The organism is Noviherbaspirillum aerium, from assembly GCF_008929045.1.
In the GTDB taxonomy this organism is placed as follows: Bacteria; Pseudomonadota; Gammaproteobacteria; order Burkholderiales; family Burkholderiaceae_D; genus Noviherbaspirillum; species Noviherbaspirillum aerium.
Window position 1 is genome coordinate 528,891 of the sequence record NZ_VFAH01000002.1, and the last position, 18,611, is coordinate 547,501.

Sequence of the window (18,611 nt, forward strand, 5' to 3'; positions counted from 1 at the left end):
CCGGCGCTCGTCATGCCGCCTCCAGCTGCGCACGCAGCTCCGCCATCTTCGCCAGCCGCACGCCGCGGTTGTCTTTCGCCAGCACCCGCATTGCATCGCTGGCCGCCGCGGCGTTTGCCCACTCCTTCCATGCGACTGCCTGGCCGTCGGGAAAGACGAGTTCGCCATCGAGGGGAAGCCGCTCCGATGCGGCGCCGAGCAAGCGCATGCCTTCATCGAGCTGCCGCAGGTTTTCGGGAGCGAACAGCAGGTCGATATCGGAAGCGGGCGTGAGATAAGCCTGGCCGGTGAGCGCCTGCAAAGCGAGCGAGCCATAGACCCGCAGCGACAGCCCGGCCGACGCGGCTTGATCGGCGAGCCGCGACAGCGACGACTGCCATGCGCCGGGCGCAGAGTTGATCACCTGCGCAACCGGAAGAGGATTCTCGACACGCCGCACCGCACTGCGCGCCACCCGCAAGCCGATGCGTCGCCTGGCGGCGCTTTCCCGATCGGGAGGCAGCGCCAGGCCAAGGCAGCATTCCTCGCCGCCGGCATCGGCATCCGGCCTGCGCGCGATCAGCGGCCAGTCGGCCTGGCGCCACTGCCGGACGGCGGCGATGCATTCGTCAGCGGCGGCGGACTCCGCCTCCTGCCATCCCTCGGGATGCAGCCAGACCAGGCTATGCCGCGCGAGCATGGCTGTCGGACAGCACGGCCTGCACCACGCGCTGCGCCCATTTCCGGCCGCCGCGCTGCGCGCCCAGTTCATTGCGCCGGTCTTCCGGGCGTGCGCACGCGAGTGCTTGCTGCAGCTGCGCGGCGAGGTCGCCTTCCCAGATGGCTTCGACGCCGCCCATGGCGAGGTAGTTATGAGCGCCGGGCGCAAACACCGGATTGTCCTTGGCAAGCTCCGTCAGCCGTTCTTCCGCCACCTTGGTGATGCGCGCCATCGCCGGCAGGCCCATCACGCGGATGGTGGACTGCGGCAATGCATAGCAGGCATCGGCCATCAGGCCGCTGGTGATGAAGCCGCCCGACAAGGCCTGGTCGTATACCAGGCCGATGACGGTATGGCCGCACCGCCGCGCCAGGTCGATGCATTTGCCGAGATGCGCCATGTAGCTGTTGATGCCGAGCATTTCATCCCGGTGGCGCAGGCGCTGGCCCTGGGTGTCGATCAGGATCACGATCGGCCGCCGCTCATGGCTGCGCACGGTGTCGAGCACCGCCTTTGCCTGCGCCAGCGCGATCTCGACGCCGATCGGCGTATGTCCGGTGGTGCCGATCACGGTGACGGTCTGCTCGCCCGCGCGGGCGGTGCCCGAAAGAAAGTGCTCCGATTCGCGGATGTCATGCCCGCCGGGGAAGAGTTGCGATGCCAGTTCCTGCCAGTTCATGCCGGTACTCATGCGTTTGCTCCTGTGCGACGAGGTTTTGCGAGTTCGGTGAACGCCTGGGCATCCAGCATCGGCACCTGGGCCGGCTGCGCGATGCCGAGATCGGCCCAGACCTGCATCGGTTCGCTGTGCCGGCCGAAGGCGGCGAGCCGGTGTTCCAGCATTGCCTGCTCCGCTTCCAGCTCCTGCAGCGTGAGCGCCACGCTGTCCTTCGCCAGGCGCTGCAGCGAATCCGACGCGGCGGCGCGGAAGGCGGCGATGTCGTCGGGCACGATCGCATCGCAGTCGCCCAGCAGGTAGCGGTGCTTGCCGCCGGTGGTGCGCCACACCAGGGCGCGGTCGCGGGAATCGAATTCCTCGACGCCGGCAGCGGTTTCGATCACTTCCGGGCCCGACATGGCCAGCCGGCCTTCTTCCGACATGATGATGGCATTGGCGCAGCGCGCCACGATGCCCATGCCGCCGAAGCAGCCGTTGGCGCCGCCGATCAGCACGATGACGGGAATGCCGGCCTCGCGGGTATCGAGCAGCGCGCGCATCACTTCCGATACCGCGATCAATCCGGCATTGGCTTCATGCAGGCGCACGCCGCCGGTTTCCAGCAGCAGCACGACGGCGTCGACGCGCTCGGCAATCGCGCGCTTGAGCAGGCCGACCAGCTTCGCGCCATGCACTTCGCCCACCGCGCCGCCCATGAAGCCGCCTTCCTGCGCCGCGGCCATCACGCGCCTGCCCTGCAGGCTTCCGGCGCCGATGACCACGCCGTCGTCGAAGGCGACCGGCGCGTCGAGCTGGGCCAGGTGGGGACTGATGAAGCGCGCCGCCGGCGGCAGGTATTCGGTGAAGCTGCCGGCATCGAGCAGCATGCGGATGCGCTCGCGGGCGCTGGCTTCGAGATAGCTGCTCATGACTGTCCTTCCAGTGCCGATTCGGCGGCCTGATCGAGGCGCAGGCTGACCACCGCCGGCGTGGCGCCCATGTCGTTGATGGAGATGCGGGTATCGGCCAGCGGCCAGCGCGCATGGAAGTCGTTCATGACCGCCTGCCAGATGGCGCCGAAGCCGACCGCGGCGGTCTTGATTTCGATTTCGCAGGCGCCGTTCAGTGCGGCCGGCTCGATCAGCACTTCCAGGTTGCCCGAGCCGACCACGCCGACCAGCTGCGGCTGCGCGGTGTTCCGGCGGTTGCCGTTTTCGAAGCGGAATGTCAGGGTTTCCATAGGGTTTGATGATGGTGGTTGATGGGGTTGCGGATTCCGGTCGCTTCCGTCAGGGACGCCCGGCGCGGTGTGCGGATGGTTCGATGCGGCTCGATGACGCCCATCCCTTTTCCACCGTCCCGCCTCGCCGGCCGCCCTTGAAGGAGCAGGAGCCTTCCTTGTGCGGCGCAGCTTCCCTTAACGGATGCAATGCATATCTGCTCACCAGTTCCTGAACCGCTTCGGCGGGTCATACAGCCCGCCGGACGCGCGCACCAGGTCCTTCATGTTCTTCGCCGCCAGCAGATCACGCGTGGCAAGCCGCTTGTCGATGCCGAGGTCTTCCGCGCGGCGGATGATGCCGCGGTCGCGCAGGTTCTCGACCATGCGCCGGTCGCGCCCCAGGCCGACCGGGGTGTAGCCGGCCACGCCGCGGATGGCCTGCTCGCGCTCCTCGTCGCTGCGGCACAGCAGCAGGTTGGCGATGCCTTCCTCGGTCAGGATATGCGTCACGTCGTCGCCGTAGATCATCACCGGCGGAATCGCCATGCCTGCCTGCTCGGCCAGCTGCCAGGCGTCGAGCCTGTCGACGAAGGCCGGCTGCATGTGTTCGCGGAAGGTTTCCACCATCTGCACCACCAGCTTCTGGCCGCGCGGCATGACGTTCCTGCCTTCGCGCGCCTGGGCGCCCGCTTTCAGCCAGGCCGGGCTGACATGGCGGCGTCCGCGCGCATCGGCGCCCATGTTGGGCGCGCCGCCGAATCCGGCCACCCGCCCTAGCGTGGCGGTGGACGAGTTGCCCTGCAGGTCGATCTGCAGCGTCGAGCCGATGAACATGTCGCAGGCATAGTGACCGGCCGCCTGGCACAGCGCGCGGTTGCTGCGCATCGAGCCGTCCGGTCCGACGAAGAAGATGTCGGGCCGCGCACGGATGTATTCCTCCATGCCGAGTTCGGAGCCGAAGGAATGCACCGACTCCACGAAGCCGGCTTCGATCGCCGGAATCAGGGCCGGATGCGGATTCAGCGCCCAGTGGCGCGCAATCTTTCCCTTCAATCCGAGCGACTGCGCATAGGTCGGCAGCAGCAGTTCGATGGCGGCGGTATCGAAGCCGATGCCGTGATTGAGCCGCTCGACCTGGTACTCCGCGTAAATGCCCTTGATGGCCATCATCGCCATCAGCACCTGGATCTCCGAGATCTGCGCCGGATCGCGGGTGAACAAGGGTTCGATGTAATACGGCGTCGGCGACTGCACCACGAAGTCGACCCAGCTGGCGGGAATGTCGACCCGCGGCAGCGTGTCCACGATGCGGTTGACCTGGGCGATCACGATGCCGCTCTTGAAGGCGGTTGCCTCCACGATGGCCGGCGTGTCCTCGGTATTGGGTCCGGTGTACAGGTTGCCGGCGCGGTCGGCCGCCTCGGCCACGACCAGCGACACGCGCGGCGTGAGGTCGATGAAGTAGCGCGAGAACAGCTCGAGGTAGGTGTGGATCGCGCCGATGTTGAGCTTGCCGGCCGCCGCCAGGCGCGCCAGCCGCGCCGCCTGCGGCCCCGAAAAGGAGAAATCCAGGCGCGAGGCGATGCCGCGTTCGAACACATCGAGATGCTCGGGCAGGGCGATCACCGACTGCAGCATGTGCAGCTGGTTGACGCGCGACGGATCGAGGCCGGCGAGCGCCTTGCCGAGAAAATCGGCCTGCTTCTGGTTGTTGCCTTCCAGGCAGACCCGGTCGCCGGGTTCCAGCACCGCATGCAGCAGGTCGGCGATGCGTTCGGCCGCGCATACCTTGCCGGACAGCCCGCCGGCGAGCGCGGAATGCGCGCGCGCCAGGCGGTCCGCCCGATTGCATTGCTGACGGTTCCAGGCGTGATCACGCGCTCCCATACTGCATTCTCCCGTTGAAAATTAAACTCAATCGATCTTGACGTTGGCGGCCTTGACCACTGTTCTCCAGCGTGCGATCTCGCTCGCCAGCATGGCGCCGAACTCTCCCTTCGACAGGGTCGGTGTTTCGGAACCGGCGTTCTGCCAGTTGGCCTGCAGTTCCGGCGAAGCCAGCGCCTTCTTCACTTCCGCCGCCATGCGTTCGACGACATCCGGCGGCGTGCCCTTGACCGCGAACAGACCGTACCAGGTCGAGACCACATAGTCGGGAACACCGGCTTCGGCGGCGGTCGGCACATCCGGGAAACCCGGCGCGCGCTTGGCGGATGCCACCGCCAGCGCCTTGATGCGGCCGGCCTTGATATGCGAAGCGGAGGAACCCAGGCCGTCGAACATCATGTCGACCTGTCCCGCCACCAGGTCCTGCAATGCCGGGCCGGCGCCGCGGTAGGGAATATGGGTCAATGCGGTCTTGGTCTGGATCTTGAACAGTTCGCCGGCAAGATGATGCGAAGTGCCGTTGCCGGCCGAGCCGAAGTTGACCTTGCCCGCGTTCTTGTTGGCGTATTCGATGAAGGAAGCCAGATCCTTCACCGGCACCCGCTGCGGATTGACGACAATCACCTGCGGCGGCGTGGCGACCAGCGCCACCGGGATGAAATCTTTCTGGATGTCGTAGTCCAGCTTGGGATAGATGGAGGGTGCAATCGCATGATGGGCGCCGCCCATGAAGAAGGTATAGCCGTCGGGCGCCGCTTTCGCCGCCACGCCGGCGCCGAGGTTGCCGCCCGCGCCGCCGCGGTTGTCGATGATGATGGTCTTGCCGAGCTGCTTGGTCAGCTGCGCCGCCAGCGGCCTGGCGAAAGCATCGGTGCCGCCGCCGGCGGGGAACGGCACGACGATGGTGACCGGCCTGCTCGGCCAGGTATCGGCCGCGCACAAGCCGGAAAAGGAAGATATGGCCAGTCCGGCAGCGAGGAAGAAAGCGTGTTTGAACATCATCATTGTCTCCACCAATAGAAGGTTGGTTTGTCAGCGTGGTAACTGCGGTTCCCTTTTTAGGGCTTGTTATGGACTTTATCGTATACTTGCAGCAGCTCTCTTGTATACACAAAGCCCCTCCAAGGATACATAATGCCTGACAAATGTCAAACTACCGTGAGGCAAGTAGTGCAACTGTTCTCTCTGCAGGGGACCAACTGATAGGTTGCCGCAAGAACAACACGTCCCGCCTGCCTAGCCTTGCCGGCATGCGATCGAGAAAAATCCGTGAAAAACAGTAAAGACCAGATGACAAGCCGTTCCCATTCCATGCGCGACGCCATCGAAGAACAGATTGCGGTCGGCGAACTGCGCCCCGGCCAGCACCTCGACGAAACCGAACTCGCCACCCGCTTCGGCGTCTCGCGCACGCCGATCCGGGAAGCCTTGATCCAGCTCGCCTCGATGGGGCTGGTGGTGATCCGCCCGCGCCGCGGCGCCGTTGTCGCGGAAATCGCGCCGCAGCAGCTGGTGGAAATGTTCGAGGTGATGGCGGAGCTGGAGGCGATGTGCGGCCGCCTCGCCGCACGCCGCATGTTTACCGAGGAACATGCGCAGCTGCAGAAGGCGCACGACGCCTGCAGGGAGGCTCATGAAGCGGGCGACTCCGACGAATACTATTACCGCAACGAAGCCTTCCACGAACAGATCTACGCTGGCAGCCACAACGCCTTCCTAGCCGAGCAGGCGCGCAACCTGCACCGCCGCCTGCGCCCCTACCGCAGGCTGCAGCTGCGCGTGCGCGACCGGGTGGCGACGTCGTTCTCCGAGCACCAGGACATCGTCGATTCCATCATCGCCGGCGACGGCGAACGCACCGCCGCGCTGCTGCGCGATCACATCATGATTCAGGGGCAGCGCTTCGCGGACCTGATCGCTTCGCTCGCGCATCTGTCGAACAAGGCTGCGTGATGCGGCAGCCGCGATACGGATACCGGCGTTAATCCATCCATGGAACTCAACTGGATCGATCTTCTGCTCGGCGCGCTCATCCTGCTGAGCATGGCCATGGGATGGCGCCGCGGCTTCCTGCAGGAGAGCGCCGACCTTGCCGCCTGGCTGGCCGGCCTGCTGCTCGGACTGCACCTGTATGCGCCGGCGGCCCGATGGCTGGCGGGCGTTTCCGGCTGGCCCGCTGCCTGGAGCCGGCCGGCCGCTTTCCTTGCCATCTTCTTCGCCGGCCTGCTGGCGGTGCGGCTGCTGGCCGCGCTGCTCCTGTCGCACCTGTCGCACCTGTCGCACCGCTCGCGCCTGCCCCGGCAAGCCCACCTGCATTCCGCCAACAAGGCGCTGGGCGTCGCGCCCGGCTTCGCCAACGGCCTGATCCATGCCATGGTGGCCGCCGCATTGCTGCTGTCGGTTCCCCTGCCGCAGGACATGCAGCGCCAGGCACGCGACAGCGAACTCGCCAACCGCTTCGCGGGCTATGCCGAAGTGGTGGAAGCCGCGCTTCTGCCGGTATTCGATGAAGCGATCGGCAAGACCATGAACATGCTGACCGTGCAGCCGCAGTCGTCGGAAATGGTGAAGCTGCCGTTCCGGATCAAGGAGACGAAACCGCTGCCGGAACTGGAAGCGCGCATGCTCGAACTGCTGAACCGGGAAAGGCTCGCCGCCGGCCTGAAGCCGCTGACGATGCATGCGGAGCTGACCGCGGTGGGACGCGCGCACTCGGCCGACATGCTGGCGCGCGGCTATTTCTCGCATCACTCGCCGGAAGGAAAAAGCGCCTTCGACCGGATGCGGGCCGCAGGCATCTCCTTTCGCCTCGCCGGCGAAAACCTGGCCTTCGCGCCGACGGTGAAGCTGGCGCATACCGGGCTGATGAATTCGCCCGGGCACCGGGCCAACATCCTGCGGCCGCAGTTCGGCAAGGTCGGCATCGGCATCATGGATGCGGGGCGGCGGGGCATCATGGTGACGCAGCAGTTCAGCAACTGAGCAGCAACTAAGCAGCAACCGAGCGGCAACCGAGCGGCTGCATGGCGCGGCCGAGCTCCGGTCCGAAGCGAATACCGCTTTATCGCGCGGACTTGCGCTATCCTTGCTGCCAACATAAAAAAGCAGGGAGAGTGCGTGGACCGTCATGTCTATGAAGGCCTCGTCGAAAGGCTCGAGGCGCAAGCGGAAAACAATCCGGCTTCATTCCAGACCAGGGTGCTGCTGATCAGCGTCGCCGCCTACGCGGCGCTCTTCCTCGTGCTGGCGGCGCTCGCCGCCTTCATCTACATTGCGTTCGACTGGGCGCGCAGCGGACATCGCGCCAGCATGTTCACGATTGCGATTTTCGGGCTGACGCTGGTCCCGGTCTTCCTTACCGTGCTGCGCATGTTCTTCATGCGGCTTCCCGTACCCGAAGGAAGGCGCATCACGCGCGAAGAAGCGCCCCAGCTGTTCGAGGTCCTCGACAAGATGCGCCGCAAGCTGAAGGGACCGCCGATTCATCATGTGCTGGTGGACGAACGGTTCAACGCCGCCGTCGCCCAGTTGCCGCGCTGGGGCTTCTTCGGCGGCCACACCAATTACCTGATGCTCGGCCTGCCCTACATGCTGGGCGTTCCCGCCAGCGAGATGCTGGCCACGGTCGCGCATGAATACGGCCACCTCAGCAACAGCCACGGCAAGCTGGGCGCCTGGGTGTACCGGCAGCGCCGTACCTTCGGCGCCTTGCATGAGCAGGTGGACGATTCCCGCGACAGCAGCTGGGCACATGCGTTTCTGGCCGCATCGCTCGACCGCTTCATGCCTTATTACTATGCCTATACCTTTGCGCTCTCGCGCCAGAACGAGTACATCGCCGACCAGGCGGCGACCCGGCTGGTCGGTGCGCAAGCCAACGCAAGCGGCCTGGTGCGCGATATCCTGCTCGGACGCTGGTTCGATGAATCCTTCTGGCAGGGCATCTACAGCCAGGCCCGAACCGCGCCGCGTCCCGCCGTGGCGCCGTACGCATCGATGCGCACCGCATTCAAGGCGGCCTATCCCGAATGGGCGACGGCGGAAAGACTGACGCAGGCATGGCGCGAGAAATCGGGATGGCATGATACGCATCCCGCGCTGCGCGACCGGGTCGAAGCCACCGGCCAGTCTCCGCAACTGCCGGCGCCGGTTGACATGACCGCCGCCGAAGCGCTGCTGGGCGCCGGCATGGCAAAACGGCTGATCCAGGAATTTGACCAGGCCTGGTGGGATGCGGAGAAAAAGGAATGGGAATCGCGGCACCGCCACGCCGTCCGGTCCAGGCAGCGATTGCAGGAACTGTCAGCCGGGCAAATGCAGGCGCTGCCCCTGCACGATCTGCAGGAGCTTGCCTTGCTGAAGGCGGAGTTCGAGTCGCGGCAAGCCGCCAAGCCGGTACTGGAGCATCTGCTGGAGCAACCCGGCGGCCCGTTTCCCAAGGCGGCCTACTCCTACGGCCGCATCCTGCTCGATGAAAAAAATGACCGCGGCCTGGACTATCTGGTCACTGCCGCGCAACACGATCAGCGGCTGATGGAAAGCGCGGCCCAGGCCGGTTACGACTATCTGCGAGAAAGAAGCGGGGAAGCGCGGGCCAGGGACTGGTGGGAGAAACTGGTGCCGCAGGAAGTGGAACACGCGTAATGCCTATGGACCGAAGCGTCGGTGCGGTTCGGGCGAGGCGGGAGGAGCGCCGTGTGGCGGGCCACACCAGCAACGAACAACGCGGCCATGTGCCCAGGGCAAGCCGAGGCGACCGACCATTCACCTGCACTCCGCTCTAGTCTCCGCCGCCGTCTCCGCCTCCCCCATCGCCGCCGCAGCCATCCCCGCCCATTCCGCCTGCGCCCCCTCCCTCTCCGCCGCCACCGGCCTCGTTCCCGCCCGGCATGTGCTCCCCGGCGTACGCGGTGGCGAAGAAATCATTGAACGCCGCGGATGAAATCAATCCCGCCAGCAGCAGGCCTGCCGGCGTCATCGCCTCCGGATAGCTGGCGCCGCCGGACATCAGGCCGCGCGCATCGAGCTTCACATAGCCGATACGCCCGCCGCTGACCAGCCAGCCGTGGCCTCCGGGCAAGGCGAGCTGCTGGTCCAGGAGAAACAATGCCGGCAGCACCGGAGCCGCCGGCGACAGGCCGGCGATGATCCGGGCCTGGACCAGGCAATTGGCCGCGGCCTGCTCCCATTCCGAGCGCATGCGCGGCGCGTGGTCGGTGACGGCGGATGGAAAGTGATGCGCGCGCAGGCGGTCCAGTCCATCCCTGTCGAGGGAAGCCCATGCATCCCACAGCACCTGTGCCGCCAGCGACGGCAACGCGCAGGGCCGGTCGGTCCGGGAGAGGCAGTCGAAATACGTGAGCAGGGCGTCCGCCACATGCGGCATTGCCCTCGAATCCGCGCCGGAGCCGGGATGCAGCCTGGAGAGGCGATCCAGCCAAGGCATGTCGAGCCCTTCCGGCAGCTGGGCGATTGCGGCGTAGCGGCTGCCGGCGCGCAAGCCGCTGCGCGGGCGCCTGATCCGGTTCCAGAATGATTTCATGGCTTTGAGTAAGAGTTCAATCGGCGTTGTTACTCTCGGATCATCTTTTCGTAACGGCGTTCCCGCTTCGACCTATGGATCCGACCCGAGAAATGCGCCATTTTTCGGGTCGGATCCATAAATGGAATATCTGCCGGAAGGGGGTTTATGCGTCTGCACAAAAATCAGGAATGCGAGCCAAGCGATTTCCATGTGCCTGCCAGAAGACGATAGGCGGCTTCACAGCGTCCGCAAATCCGCCACCGCCTCGGCGCCGAAACGCTCGTCCAGCAGGAAATCGACCAGCTTGCCCGCGCATTCCGCAGGGCTGGCGAGCGAACCGTCGCGCTTCAATCCTTCGAAGCGTTCCCGCAGCGGGAAACGTTCCAGCGGCGTGGCGCGGATGGCGGCCTGCATGTCGGTGTCGATGATGCCCGGCGCCAGGCTGCAGATGCGCAGCGCCGCCACGCCGTCCAGGGCCGCGGCGCGCGCATGATGGTCGAGCGCGGCCTTGGTCGCGCAATAGACGCTCCAGCCGGGATAGGGGCTGCGGCCGGCGCCGCTGGAGATGTGCAGCACCCGCACCTCGCCCGCGTCCGCCTGGGCGCAGACCGCGTCGGCCAGCATCAGCGGCGCCGTCACATTGACGCTGACCGCATGCGCCACCGCCAGCGGGTCCTGCACGCCGAGCGGACCGACCGGCTGCACCAGGCCGGCATTGTTGATCAGCAGGACGCGGCTGCATCCGGCAAGCCGCCTCGACAGTTCGCCCGCCGCCAGCCAGCCGGCCAGCGCCGCCGGATCCGACAAGTCGAGACTGACCTGCTCCAGCAAGTCCGCGTGTCCGTCGGCATTGCCGAGCGCCTGGCGGGCAATGCCCAGCACGGGAATTTTCCGCCCCAGCAGTTCATTGCAGATCGCGGCCCCCAGGCCGCGGCTGTGGCCGGTCAGTATTGCCTTCAACATGTTGACTCTCTCCAGTGATGTTCTTGGTCACCCGCCCGCCGGCGGCGCCGATGCCCTTCATGACGCAAGCCGCGGCTTCGTTTTCGGAAATCCGATTTTCCGAGTCTAGCCAAATTGGCCGTGGCTTGCAGGCCGGCAGGGCGCGTGCATGTGTGCATGATGACGTCGTTGCCGGGCGCAAGATTTGCCCTCGGCAAGCCTCGCCACCATGGAAAGACATCGCTGGAACATTCCGTTGACCCGCGCATCGAATCCCCTTACTGATTAATGGACTCATGAGGATGATATGAACGCTACCTGGATCCTTTCCGCTAACGCAAGCCGTGCGAGGTTCTTTTCGCAAGGCAATCTGACCGAACCTCTGGAAGAAATCAACGACATGGTTAACGAGGCGTCGCGCCTGAGGATGGTGGAAACCACCGAGTCCGACAAGCGCGGCCCGACCGCCGGCACGAAGAGCATGCACAATACCGGCGGCGCGGTGCCGAACAAGCTCTATGAGCCGCCGACCACGCCGGATGTGCGCGAGGCGGAACTGTTTGCAAGGGATATCGCCAGCTATCTGCTGGAGAACCAGCGCGACGGCCGCTTCGACAAATTGTCGGTGGTGGCGGCGCCCCAGTTCCTCGGCATGCTGCGCAAGGTGCTTGATCCGCAGGTGAAATCCGCCGTCAACCTGGAGATTGACAAGGACTATACCCAGTTCAACCCGGGCCAGCTGCTCGACCAGATCCAGACCTACAAGGACAAGAGCTAAACAGTGACGGCAAGGAAATGCGACTGCGCCGGTTGCGTCGGCCGCGTATCCAGCCTGCATTTCCAGCCTGCGTTTCCCCTCCAATACGCGGTGGCGGTTGCCACCGCCCTGATTCCTCTCCGGATCTTCCCTACTATCTTCCTGCATACAACTGGCGGCAACCACTTCCTTCTCCATCTGTCCAAGACAAAGTCGCGTCTACATTGAACGCGATCAAACAGGGCTGCGGTAAATTCCCGCACGATGTCGGCAGCAACCTGTCGAATGCAGGTACGTGCACATACATGCACGTACCTGCATGCGGCCCGACTGAGGCCGGCATGTTCGTTTCCCTTCTTTCATTGCGCTCAAGGCTTCCTGCATGATCCTTTATCGCCTGCTGATCGTCGTTGCGACCCTGCTGGTCATGGAAGTCGCGGTCACGCTATTCCATCGGCATGTGATGCATGGCTTCGGCTGGGGATGGCATGCATCGCATCACCACTCGGGCAAAAAACCGGTCTGGGAAAAGAATGATTTGTACGCGGTGGTATTTACCGGCGCCACCATCCTGCTGTTCGCACTGGGCGACAAGCATGCGCCGCTGTGGTGGGTGGCTTTCGGCATCACTCTGTATGGCTTGCTGTACGGCATCCTGCATGATGTGATCATCCATCGCAGGCTGCCCTTCAAATGGAAGCCGCGCAACGCCTACCTGCAGCGGCTGATGACCGCCCATTACCTGCATCATGCCGTCAAGACGCGCGAGAATGGCGTGTCCTTCGGCTTCCTGTATGCGCCGCCGCCGGACAAGATACGCGCGCAGCTGCGCCGCAATGGTCCGCGAAGATGAGCGCCTCCACGCAAGGCCGCATAGGCACGGCGCTGGCGCTGCTGATCATGGCCGCGTGGACCGCGCTGCATGTGGCCGGCGTATTCTTCATTGATCTCGGCAACGGCGCGCAATGGCTGACCGCCCTGCTGATGGTCATCCTGCTGATCTGGCTGTCGGTCGGGCTGTACATCGTCGCGCATGATGCGATGCATGGTTCGCTCTGGCCGGGACAGCGCCGCGCGGGCGATGCGATCGGCACGCTGGCGCTGTGGCTGTACGCCGGCTTTTCCTACCGGCGGCTGTTGCCCAAGCACCAGTCGCATCACCGCCACCCGGGCTCCACCGATGATCCCGACTTCGCGCCGGAAACGCCGCACCGCGCGCTGGCCTGGTACGGCCGCTTCATGAAGACCTATCTCGGCCGGCGCGAGATGCTTGGCATTGCTGCGCGCGCGCTCGTCTATCTTCTGCTCGGGGCGAAGCTGCAGAACATCCTGCTGTTCTTCGCGCTGCCCGGCCTGCTGTCATCGTTCCAGCTGTTTTATTTCGGCACCTTTCTTCCGCACCGCCATGCGCAAGACGGCAGCACGCCGCCCTTTGCCGACCATCACCGGGCGCGCAGCAATGAATTCGGATATCTGTGGTCGCTGCTGAGCTGCTTTCATTTCGGTTACCACCATGAGCATCACCTGCAGCCCGGACTGCCGTGGTGGCGCCTGCCCGGAGCGCGCAGACGATGAACGGCATCGCATCGGCACCGCGCCCCTCGGGCAGCCCGGTGGTTCGCCCCGCCGCCCGCCACATCGTGCTGGCGACCACCGGCTCGCTCGGCGACCTGCATCCCTTTCTCGCACTTGGCGCCGAACTGAAGCGGCGCGGCCATCGGGTGACGCTGGCCACCAGCGCCGTTCATCGCTGCCATGTGCATGAAGCTGGGCTGGACTTTCATCACATGCGTCCCGATCCGGAAGACACGCCAGCCTTTCATGCGCGCTACATGCATCCGAAGACCGGCGGCGAATTTGTGTACCGGCACTATCTCGGGCCGGCGATCCGGACCAGCTATGACGACCTGGCGCGGGCCGCCAGGGATGCCGACCTGCTGGTCAGCCAGTCGCTCATGGCGCTGGCCGCGCCGCTGGTGGCGGCCAGCACCGGCATCCGCTGGGTGTCGGCGGTGCTGCAGCCGATGTCCTTCTTCTCACTGCATGAACGGCCGAATTATCTGCCGCTGCCTTTCCTGTCCTGGCTGTGCGGCCGCTCGCCGGAACTGCATGGCCGGGTCTTTCATTACGTCAGGAAGCACACCGAGGAATGGGTGCGTCCCGTGCTCGACCTCAGGCAGGAACTCGGCATAGCGCGGCCGGATCATCCGATGTACGAAGGCCAGCATTCGCCGAGCCGGGTACTGGCGATGTTCTCGCCCCTGCTCGGCAAGCCGCAGCCGGACTGGCCGCAGCCGGCGGTGCAGACCGGCACCGCGCTGTACCGGCAGGAGCAGGCGATGGCGCCGGAGCTGCAGCGCTTCCTGCGGGAGTCATCGCGACCGCTCGTCGTGTTCACGCTGTCGTCCGCGGCAAGCAATGATGCCGGCGATTTCTACCAGACGAGCCTGCGCACGGCGGAATCGCTCGGCGCGCGCGCACTCCTGGTCATGGGCGGACTGGCCGCGGGCAGTGCGCTGCCGGACCCGTTGCCGTCCTGGGCCATGCGGGTGGATTACGCCGCTTTCGAACAGGTATTTCCGCATGCCGCCGTCATCGTGCATTCCGGCGGCGTGGCGACTTCGTTCAAGGCGCTGCAGGCCGGCAAGCCGCAGATCGTGGTGCCGCATGCGCATGACCAGCTCGACAATGCGATGCGCCTTGCCAAGCTGGGCGTGGCCGAGGTCATTCCCGGCAGGCGTACCGGCGCGGGCAGGCTGCGCAATGCCTTGCGCAGGGCATTGACGGATACGCACAGGCGGGAGCGGGCCGCGGCCGCGGCGCGCGAAACGCACCGGGAAGACGGCGTGGCCAGGGCCTGCGATGAGATCGAGGAGCAGCTCGGCCATGCATGACCTGATCCTGATCGGCGGCGGACTCGCCAACGGCCTCATCGCATGGCGGCTCAGGCAACTGCGGCCGGCGCTGCGCATCCTGCTGGTGGAACGGGACGGCGCCCTCGGCGGCAACCATACCTGGTCGTTCTACCAGGAAGACCTGACCCCGGCCCAGCATGCCTGGATTGCTCCGCTGGTGGTGCGCCGGTGGCCGGGTTACGAAGTCCGCTTTCCCTCGCATGGCCGCAGGCTGCACACCGCCTGCTACAGCATCGACTCCGAGCGCTTCCGCCAGGTATTGATGCAGGACCTGGGCGAATCCGTGATGCTCGATGCCGAGGTCGGCCGCATCGATGCCGACGGCGCCGTCATCAATGGCCGGCACCATGCGGCGCGGGCGGTCATCGACGGACGCGGCCATGAATCGTCCGCGCACATGCGCCATGCCTGGCAAAAATTCCTCGGCCGCGAAGTCGAGCTGAGCCGCCCGCACGGCCAGGCGATGCCGATCATCATGGATGCCACCGTCGCGCAGCGCGACGGCTACCGCTTCGTCTATACGCTGCCGTTCGACGAGCGCCGCATCCTGATCGAAGACACCTACTACAGCACCTCGCCCGCACTGGATGCGGATGCGCTGCGCCTGAATCTCGATGCCTATGCCGCCAGCCGCGGCTGGCAGATCGAGCGCGTGGTGCGCGAGGAAACCGGAGTGCTGCCGATCGCGCTGTCGGGCGATATCGAGCGCTACTGGGATGACAAGCCCGACGCCGTGCCGCGCAGCGGACTGCGCGCCGGGCTGTTCCACGCGACCACCGGTTATTCGCTGCTGTTCGCCGTGCGTCTGGCCGACGGCATTGCGGCGCTCGATGAGAACGCCCTGCAGGCGGACACCCTGTATCGCCATATCCGGGAGGTTTCGGTCGAGCAGTGGCGCACCCAGCGCTTCCTGCGCGCGCTGAACCGGATGCTGTTCTTCGCCGGCGAGCCGGCGCAGCGCTACCGGATACTGCAGCGTTTCTACACCCTGCCGCAACAGCTGATCGAGCGCTTCTACGCCGCCCGGCTGACACGGTTCGATCAACTCCGCATCCTGTCCGGCAAGCCGCCGGTGCCCGTGGCGGCCGCGTTGCGGGCGCTATGCGATCTTCGAAAGGAACCATCATCAAAGCCGTCGTGATTGGCAGTGGATTTGGTGGCCTCGCCCTGGCCATCCGCCTGCAGTCGGCAGGCATACCGACCCTCGTCCTCGAAGGCCGCGACAAGCCCGGCGGGCGCGCCTATGTCTATGAGGACGAAGGCTTCACCTTCGATGCCGGCCCGACCGTCATCACCAATCCGACCGCGCTGGAGGAATTGTTTGCGCTGTCGGGCAGGAACCTCGGCGACTATGCGAAGCTGCTTCCGGTGAGCCCGTTCTACCGGCTCTGCTGGGAAGACGGCTACCGTTTCGACTATGTCAACGACCAGCAGGAGCTGGACCGCCAGATCGGATTGAAGTCGCCGCAGGACGTGAACGGCTACCGCAAGTTCCTCGACTATTCGAAGGCGGTGCTGGAAGAAGGCTATGTCCGTCTCGGCCATGTGCCCTTCCCCGATTTCCGCAGCATGATCCGCGTGGCGCCGCAGCTGATCCGGCTGGAAAGCTACCGCAGCGTCTACGGCATCGTGTCCCGCTTCATCCAGGATCCGCACCTGCGCCAGGCATTCAGCTTTCATTCGCTGCTGGTGGGCGGCAATCCCTTCGAGACCTCGTCCATCTATGCGCTGATTCATGCGCTGGAGCGGCAATGGGGCGTGTTCTTTCCGCAAGGAGGCACCGGTGCGCTGGTGCGCGGCATGATACGGCTGTTCGAGGACCTGGGCGGCGAGCTGCGGCTGAATGCGCCGGTCGACGAGATCTGCGTCGAAGAGGGCCGCGTGACCGCGGTCAGGCTGCAGTCCGGTGAACGCCTGCCCTGCCTGTTCGCCGCCAGCAACGCCGATGTGGTGCACACCTACGACAAGCTGCTGCGCAACGACGGCTTCGCCCGGCGCAAGGCGGCCAGCCTGAAGAAGAAGCGTTTCAGCATGTCGCTGTTCGTCATCTATTTCGGCCTGCGCGGCGTACGCCAGGATCTGCAGCACCACACCGTGCTGTTCGGGCCGCGCTACCGGGAACTGCTCAAGGACATCTTCCACGGCGAGGAGCTGCCGGAGGATTTTTCACTTTACCTGCATGCGCCGACGGTCACCGATCCCTCGCTCGCGCCGCCGGGGCACAGCGCCTACTACGTGCTGGCGCCGGTGCCGCACCTGGGCCATGCGGAGATTGACTGGGCGGCCGAGGGCCCGCGCTACCGCGACCGCATCCTCGACTACCTGGAACGGCATTACATCCCCGACCTGCGGCGCGATCTCGTCACCTCGCGCATCTTTACGCCGTGCGACTTCCGCGACGAGCTCAATGCCCATGTCGGCTCCGCCTTCTCGCTCGAGCCGGTGCTGTGGCAGAGCGCCTATTTCCGCACCCACAACAAGGACCAGCAGATACAGGGCTTGTACTTCGTCGGCGCCGGCACCCATCCCGGCGCGGGCGTCCCGGGCGTGGTCGGCTCGGCCAAGGCGACGGCCCGCATCATCCTGGATGACTATCCGGCAAGGAGGGCCGCCTGATGCAGGACCTGGCCGCTTACAGCGAAACCACCATACGGCAGGGATCGAAGAGCTTCGCGAAGGCCGCCATGCTGTTCGATGCCGAGACCCGCGCCAGCGTCATGATGCTCTACGCATGGTGCCGCCACTGCGACGACGTGATCGACGGCCAGGCGCTGGGCCATGGACTGCAGGCGCTGACACCGGAACAGAAGCTCCTGCAGCTTGGGCTGCTGCGGCAGGAAACCGAACGCGTCTGCGCCGGCCATGGCAGCGACATCCCCGCCTTCGCGGCGCTGCAGCAGGTGGTGCGCAAGCATGGCATCGCCAGGCGCCATCTGTTCGACCTGCTCGACGGCTTCGCGATGGATGCGGAAGAGGCGCGTTTCATCACCCTCGACGATACCCTGCGCTACTGCTATCACGTGGCCGGCGTGGTGGGCGTGATGATGGCGCGCATCATGGGCGCCGAGGATGAAGATGTCATCCATCGCGCATCCGACCTCGGCATCGCCTTCCAGCTGACCAACATCTCGCGCGACGTGATGGACGACCTCAGCATCGGCCGCTGCTATCTGCCCGAGGAATGGCTCGCGGCGAAGGGAATACCCAGGGAAGAACTGCAGCTGCCCGCGCATCGGGACAGCCTGCATGCACTGGCCAGCGAGCTGGTGGAACTGGCCGAGCGGTATTACGACTCTGCCCGCGTCGGCATCGCGCACCTGCCCTGGCGCTGCGCCTGGGCGATTTCCAGCGCATTGCTGATCTACCGCGATATCGGGCTGCAGGTCAGGAAGGCCGGCACCCATGCCTGGGATGGGCGCACGCAGGTATCGGGCAGCCGCAAGCTGTGGCGGCTGTGCCATGGCAGCGTGATGGCAACCCATGCGCTCAGCCGCAGGCAGAGCGCGGACATGGCGCCGTCGCGTGCCGGCTTGTGGACGCGCGCCGGCAACGAGGCCTGACGCGGGCGGCTTTCCGTCGGCTGCATGCCGGGTTCAAGTCATAACATAACTTGACTTGACTCGGGGGTCCGATGGACCGGGCCCATGAATTCTCCGGATCAGAAGGCGCGTCAGGCGTCGAAGAGAATGCAGCCGAATGGCGCATTTGCCGGCGGCAGGCTGGCAGGACCATTCCCGGACAAAGGCGGGCCATCCAGTGCCGGCCGTGTTGATTGGTGCGAGCTGTTGATATCCGGCGGCAGACTACTTGCCAGGCCGAAATCCATTCTGCCTGACCGCATTACTATCTCCCTTTGCCTTGCGGGTGTGCAAAGGCGACCTGTGTTGCCAGGAGTATCCTCGTATTGCCACCTTCGTATTCGCATCGTGGTCAGGATACTTCGCACGATTCGTCAGCGATGACATCGCCTGTCCGATAGCGCGGAGAAGGGATGTCGATCTTCTTT

18 protein-coding genes are annotated in these 18,611 nt (G+C 65.4%); 10 read left to right on the plus strand and 8 right to left on the minus strand.

Annotated features, from left to right (window positions below; all coding sequences use genetic code 11):
* Positions 1-10: 10 nt before the first annotated feature.
* The 6 genes from mdcG to FH061_RS05555 all read right to left on the minus strand — a co-directional run bounded on the left by mdcG (position 11) and on the right by FH061_RS05555 (position 5,469).
* Positions 11-679: a malonate decarboxylase holo-[acyl-carrier-protein] synthase gene (gene mdcG / locus FH061_RS05530; RefSeq protein ID WP_151633772.1), complete on the minus strand. Its 669-nt coding sequence runs from the start codon at positions 677-679 to the stop codon at positions 11-13.
* Entirely contained in the window at positions 663-1,379 is a 717-nt protein-coding gene (gene mdcE, locus FH061_RS05535) for a biotin-independent malonate decarboxylase subunit gamma (protein ID WP_151633982.1), read from the minus strand. The genes mdcG and mdcE overlap by 17 nt, the downstream gene beginning before the upstream one ends.
* Before the next feature lie 8 nt (positions 1,380-1,387).
* A complete protein-coding gene (locus tag FH061_RS05540; protein WP_151633774.1) occupies positions 1,388-2,287 on the minus strand; it encodes a biotin-independent malonate decarboxylase subunit beta in 900 nt (299 codons plus the stop codon).
* Positions 2,284-2,598 (minus strand): malonate decarboxylase acyl carrier protein, encoded by a 315-nt coding sequence (mdcC, locus tag FH061_RS05545; protein ID WP_151633776.1) that lies wholly within the window; start codon positions 2,596-2,598, stop codon positions 2,284-2,286. Before mdcC ends, FH061_RS05540 begins: the two co-directional genes overlap by 4 nt.
* Before the next feature lie 201 nt (positions 2,599-2,799).
* Positions 2,800-4,467 (minus strand): malonate decarboxylase subunit alpha, encoded by a 1,668-nt coding sequence (mdcA, locus tag FH061_RS05550; RefSeq protein ID WP_151633778.1) that lies wholly within the window; start codon positions 4,465-4,467, stop codon positions 2,800-2,802.
* Between the two features lie 27 nt (positions 4,468-4,494).
* Positions 4,495-5,469: a Bug family tripartite tricarboxylate transporter substrate binding protein gene (locus FH061_RS05555; RefSeq protein WP_404822424.1), complete on the minus strand. Its 975-nt coding sequence runs from the start codon at positions 5,467-5,469 to the stop codon at positions 4,495-4,497.
* 288 nt (positions 5,470-5,757) lie between these two features.
* On the opposite strand from FH061_RS05555, the gene FH061_RS05560 reads away from it, so the two are divergent.
* The 3 genes from FH061_RS05560 (at position 5,758) to FH061_RS05570 (ending at position 9,111) form a co-directional block, all read left to right on the plus strand.
* Entirely contained in the window at positions 5,758-6,420 is a 663-nt protein-coding gene (locus FH061_RS05560) for a GntR family transcriptional regulator (protein ID WP_151633984.1), read from the plus strand.
* Positions 6,421-6,459: 39 nt separating this feature from the next.
* A complete protein-coding gene (locus tag FH061_RS05565; RefSeq protein WP_151633782.1) occupies positions 6,460-7,449 on the plus strand; it encodes a CvpA family protein in 990 nt (329 codons plus the stop codon).
* Between the two features lie 135 nt (positions 7,450-7,584).
* Positions 7,585-9,111 (plus strand): M48 family metallopeptidase, encoded by a 1,527-nt coding sequence (locus tag FH061_RS05570; RefSeq protein ID WP_151633784.1) that lies wholly within the window; start codon positions 7,585-7,587, stop codon positions 9,109-9,111.
* A gap of 136 nt (positions 9,112-9,247) precedes the next feature.
* Here the strand turns inward: FH061_RS05570 and FH061_RS05575 are convergent, their stop codons facing one another.
* Together FH061_RS05575 and FH061_RS05580 are read right to left on the minus strand one after the other, a co-directional pair.
* Entirely contained in the window at positions 9,248-10,009 is a 762-nt protein-coding gene (locus tag FH061_RS05575) for a hypothetical protein (protein ID WP_151633786.1), read from the minus strand.
* 219 nt (positions 10,010-10,228) lie between these two features.
* Complete coding sequence (locus FH061_RS05580) at positions 10,229-10,954, minus strand: SDR family oxidoreductase (protein ID WP_151633788.1); 726 nt, start codon at positions 10,952-10,954, stop codon at positions 10,229-10,231.
* Between the two features lie 286 nt (positions 10,955-11,240).
* Between FH061_RS05580 and FH061_RS05585 the strand changes: the two genes are divergently transcribed.
* The 7 genes from FH061_RS05585 (at position 11,241) to FH061_RS05615 (ending at position 18,165) form a co-directional block, all read left to right on the plus strand.
* Complete coding sequence (locus FH061_RS05585) at positions 11,241-11,711, plus strand: host attachment protein (protein WP_151633790.1); 471 nt, start codon at positions 11,241-11,243, stop codon at positions 11,709-11,711.
* A 361-nt stretch (positions 11,712-12,072) separates the two neighbouring features.
* Positions 12,073-12,543, plus strand: coding sequence for a sterol desaturase family protein (locus tag FH061_RS05590; protein ID WP_151633792.1), 471 nt, complete (start codon positions 12,073-12,075; stop codon positions 12,541-12,543).
* On the plus strand, positions 12,540-13,265 hold the full coding sequence (locus tag FH061_RS05595; protein ID WP_151633794.1) for a fatty acid desaturase: 726 nt from the start codon (positions 12,540-12,542) through the stop codon (positions 13,263-13,265). Before FH061_RS05590 ends, FH061_RS05595 begins: the two co-directional genes overlap by 4 nt.
* The gene (locus FH061_RS05600) at positions 13,262-14,584 is read left to right on the plus strand and encodes a glycosyltransferase (RefSeq protein WP_151633796.1); all 1,323 of its coding nucleotides are present in this window, start codon (positions 13,262-13,264) and stop codon (positions 14,582-14,584) included. The genes FH061_RS05595 and FH061_RS05600 overlap by 4 nt, the downstream gene beginning before the upstream one ends.
* On the plus strand, positions 14,577-15,746 hold the full coding sequence (gene crtY, locus FH061_RS05605; protein ID WP_151633798.1) for a lycopene beta-cyclase CrtY: 1,170 nt from the start codon (positions 14,577-14,579) through the stop codon (positions 15,744-15,746). Before FH061_RS05600 ends, crtY begins: the two co-directional genes overlap by 8 nt.
* Positions 15,707-17,221 (plus strand): phytoene desaturase, encoded by a 1,515-nt coding sequence (locus tag FH061_RS05610; RefSeq protein WP_151633800.1) that lies wholly within the window; start codon positions 15,707-15,709, stop codon positions 17,219-17,221. Before crtY ends, FH061_RS05610 begins: the two co-directional genes overlap by 40 nt.
* Positions 17,221-18,165, plus strand: coding sequence for a phytoene/squalene synthase family protein (locus FH061_RS05615; RefSeq protein ID WP_151633802.1), 945 nt, complete (start codon positions 17,221-17,223; stop codon positions 18,163-18,165). Before FH061_RS05610 ends, FH061_RS05615 begins: the two co-directional genes overlap by 1 nt.
* The last annotated feature ends 446 nt before the right edge of the window (positions 18,166-18,611 follow it).

Excerpts from the sequence above, each read along its gene's own strand:
- mdcG (WP_151633772.1), bottom strand. The coding sequence starts at position 679 with ATGCTCGCGCGGCATAGCCTGGTCTGGCTGCATCCCGAGGGATGGCAG.
- mdcE (WP_151633982.1), bottom strand. The coding sequence starts at position 1,379 with ATGAACTGGCAGGAACTGGCATCGCAACTCTTCCCCGGCGGGCATGAC.
- FH061_RS05540 (WP_151633774.1), bottom strand. The coding sequence starts at position 2,287 with ATGAGCAGCTATCTCGAAGCCAGCGCCCGCGAGCGCATCCGCATGCTG.
- mdcC (WP_151633776.1), bottom strand. The coding sequence starts at position 2,598 with ATGGAAACCCTGACATTCCGCTTCGAAAACGGCAACCGCCGGAACACC.
- mdcA (WP_151633778.1), bottom strand. The coding sequence starts at position 4,467 with ATGGGAGCGCGTGATCACGCCTGGAACCGTCAGCAATGCAATCGGGCG.
- FH061_RS05555 (WP_404822424.1), bottom strand. The coding sequence starts at position 5,469 with ATGATGTTCAAACACGCTTTCTTCCTCGCTGCCGGACTGGCCATATCT.
- FH061_RS05560 (WP_151633984.1), top strand. The coding sequence starts at position 5,758 with ATGACAAGCCGTTCCCATTCCATGCGCGACGCCATCGAAGAACAGATT.
- FH061_RS05565 (WP_151633782.1), top strand. The coding sequence starts at position 6,460 with ATGGAACTCAACTGGATCGATCTTCTGCTCGGCGCGCTCATCCTGCTG.
- FH061_RS05575 (WP_151633786.1), bottom strand. The coding sequence starts at position 10,009 with ATGAAATCATTCTGGAACCGGATCAGGCGCCCGCGCAGCGGCTTGCGC.
- FH061_RS05580 (WP_151633788.1), bottom strand. The coding sequence starts at position 10,954 with ATGTTGAAGGCAATACTGACCGGCCACAGCCGCGGCCTGGGGGCCGCG.
- FH061_RS05585 (WP_151633790.1), top strand. The coding sequence starts at position 11,241 with ATGAACGCTACCTGGATCCTTTCCGCTAACGCAAGCCGTGCGAGGTTC.
- FH061_RS05590 (WP_151633792.1), top strand. The coding sequence starts at position 12,073 with ATGATCCTTTATCGCCTGCTGATCGTCGTTGCGACCCTGCTGGTCATG.
- FH061_RS05595 (WP_151633794.1), top strand. The coding sequence starts at position 12,540 with ATGAGCGCCTCCACGCAAGGCCGCATAGGCACGGCGCTGGCGCTGCTG.
- FH061_RS05600 (WP_151633796.1), top strand. The coding sequence starts at position 13,262 with ATGAACGGCATCGCATCGGCACCGCGCCCCTCGGGCAGCCCGGTGGTT.
- crtY (WP_151633798.1), top strand. The coding sequence starts at position 14,577 with ATGCATGACCTGATCCTGATCGGCGGCGGACTCGCCAACGGCCTCATC.
- FH061_RS05610 (WP_151633800.1), top strand. The coding sequence starts at position 15,707 with ATGCGATCTTCGAAAGGAACCATCATCAAAGCCGTCGTGATTGGCAGT.
- FH061_RS05615 (WP_151633802.1), top strand. The coding sequence starts at position 17,221 with ATGCAGGACCTGGCCGCTTACAGCGAAACCACCATACGGCAGGGATCG.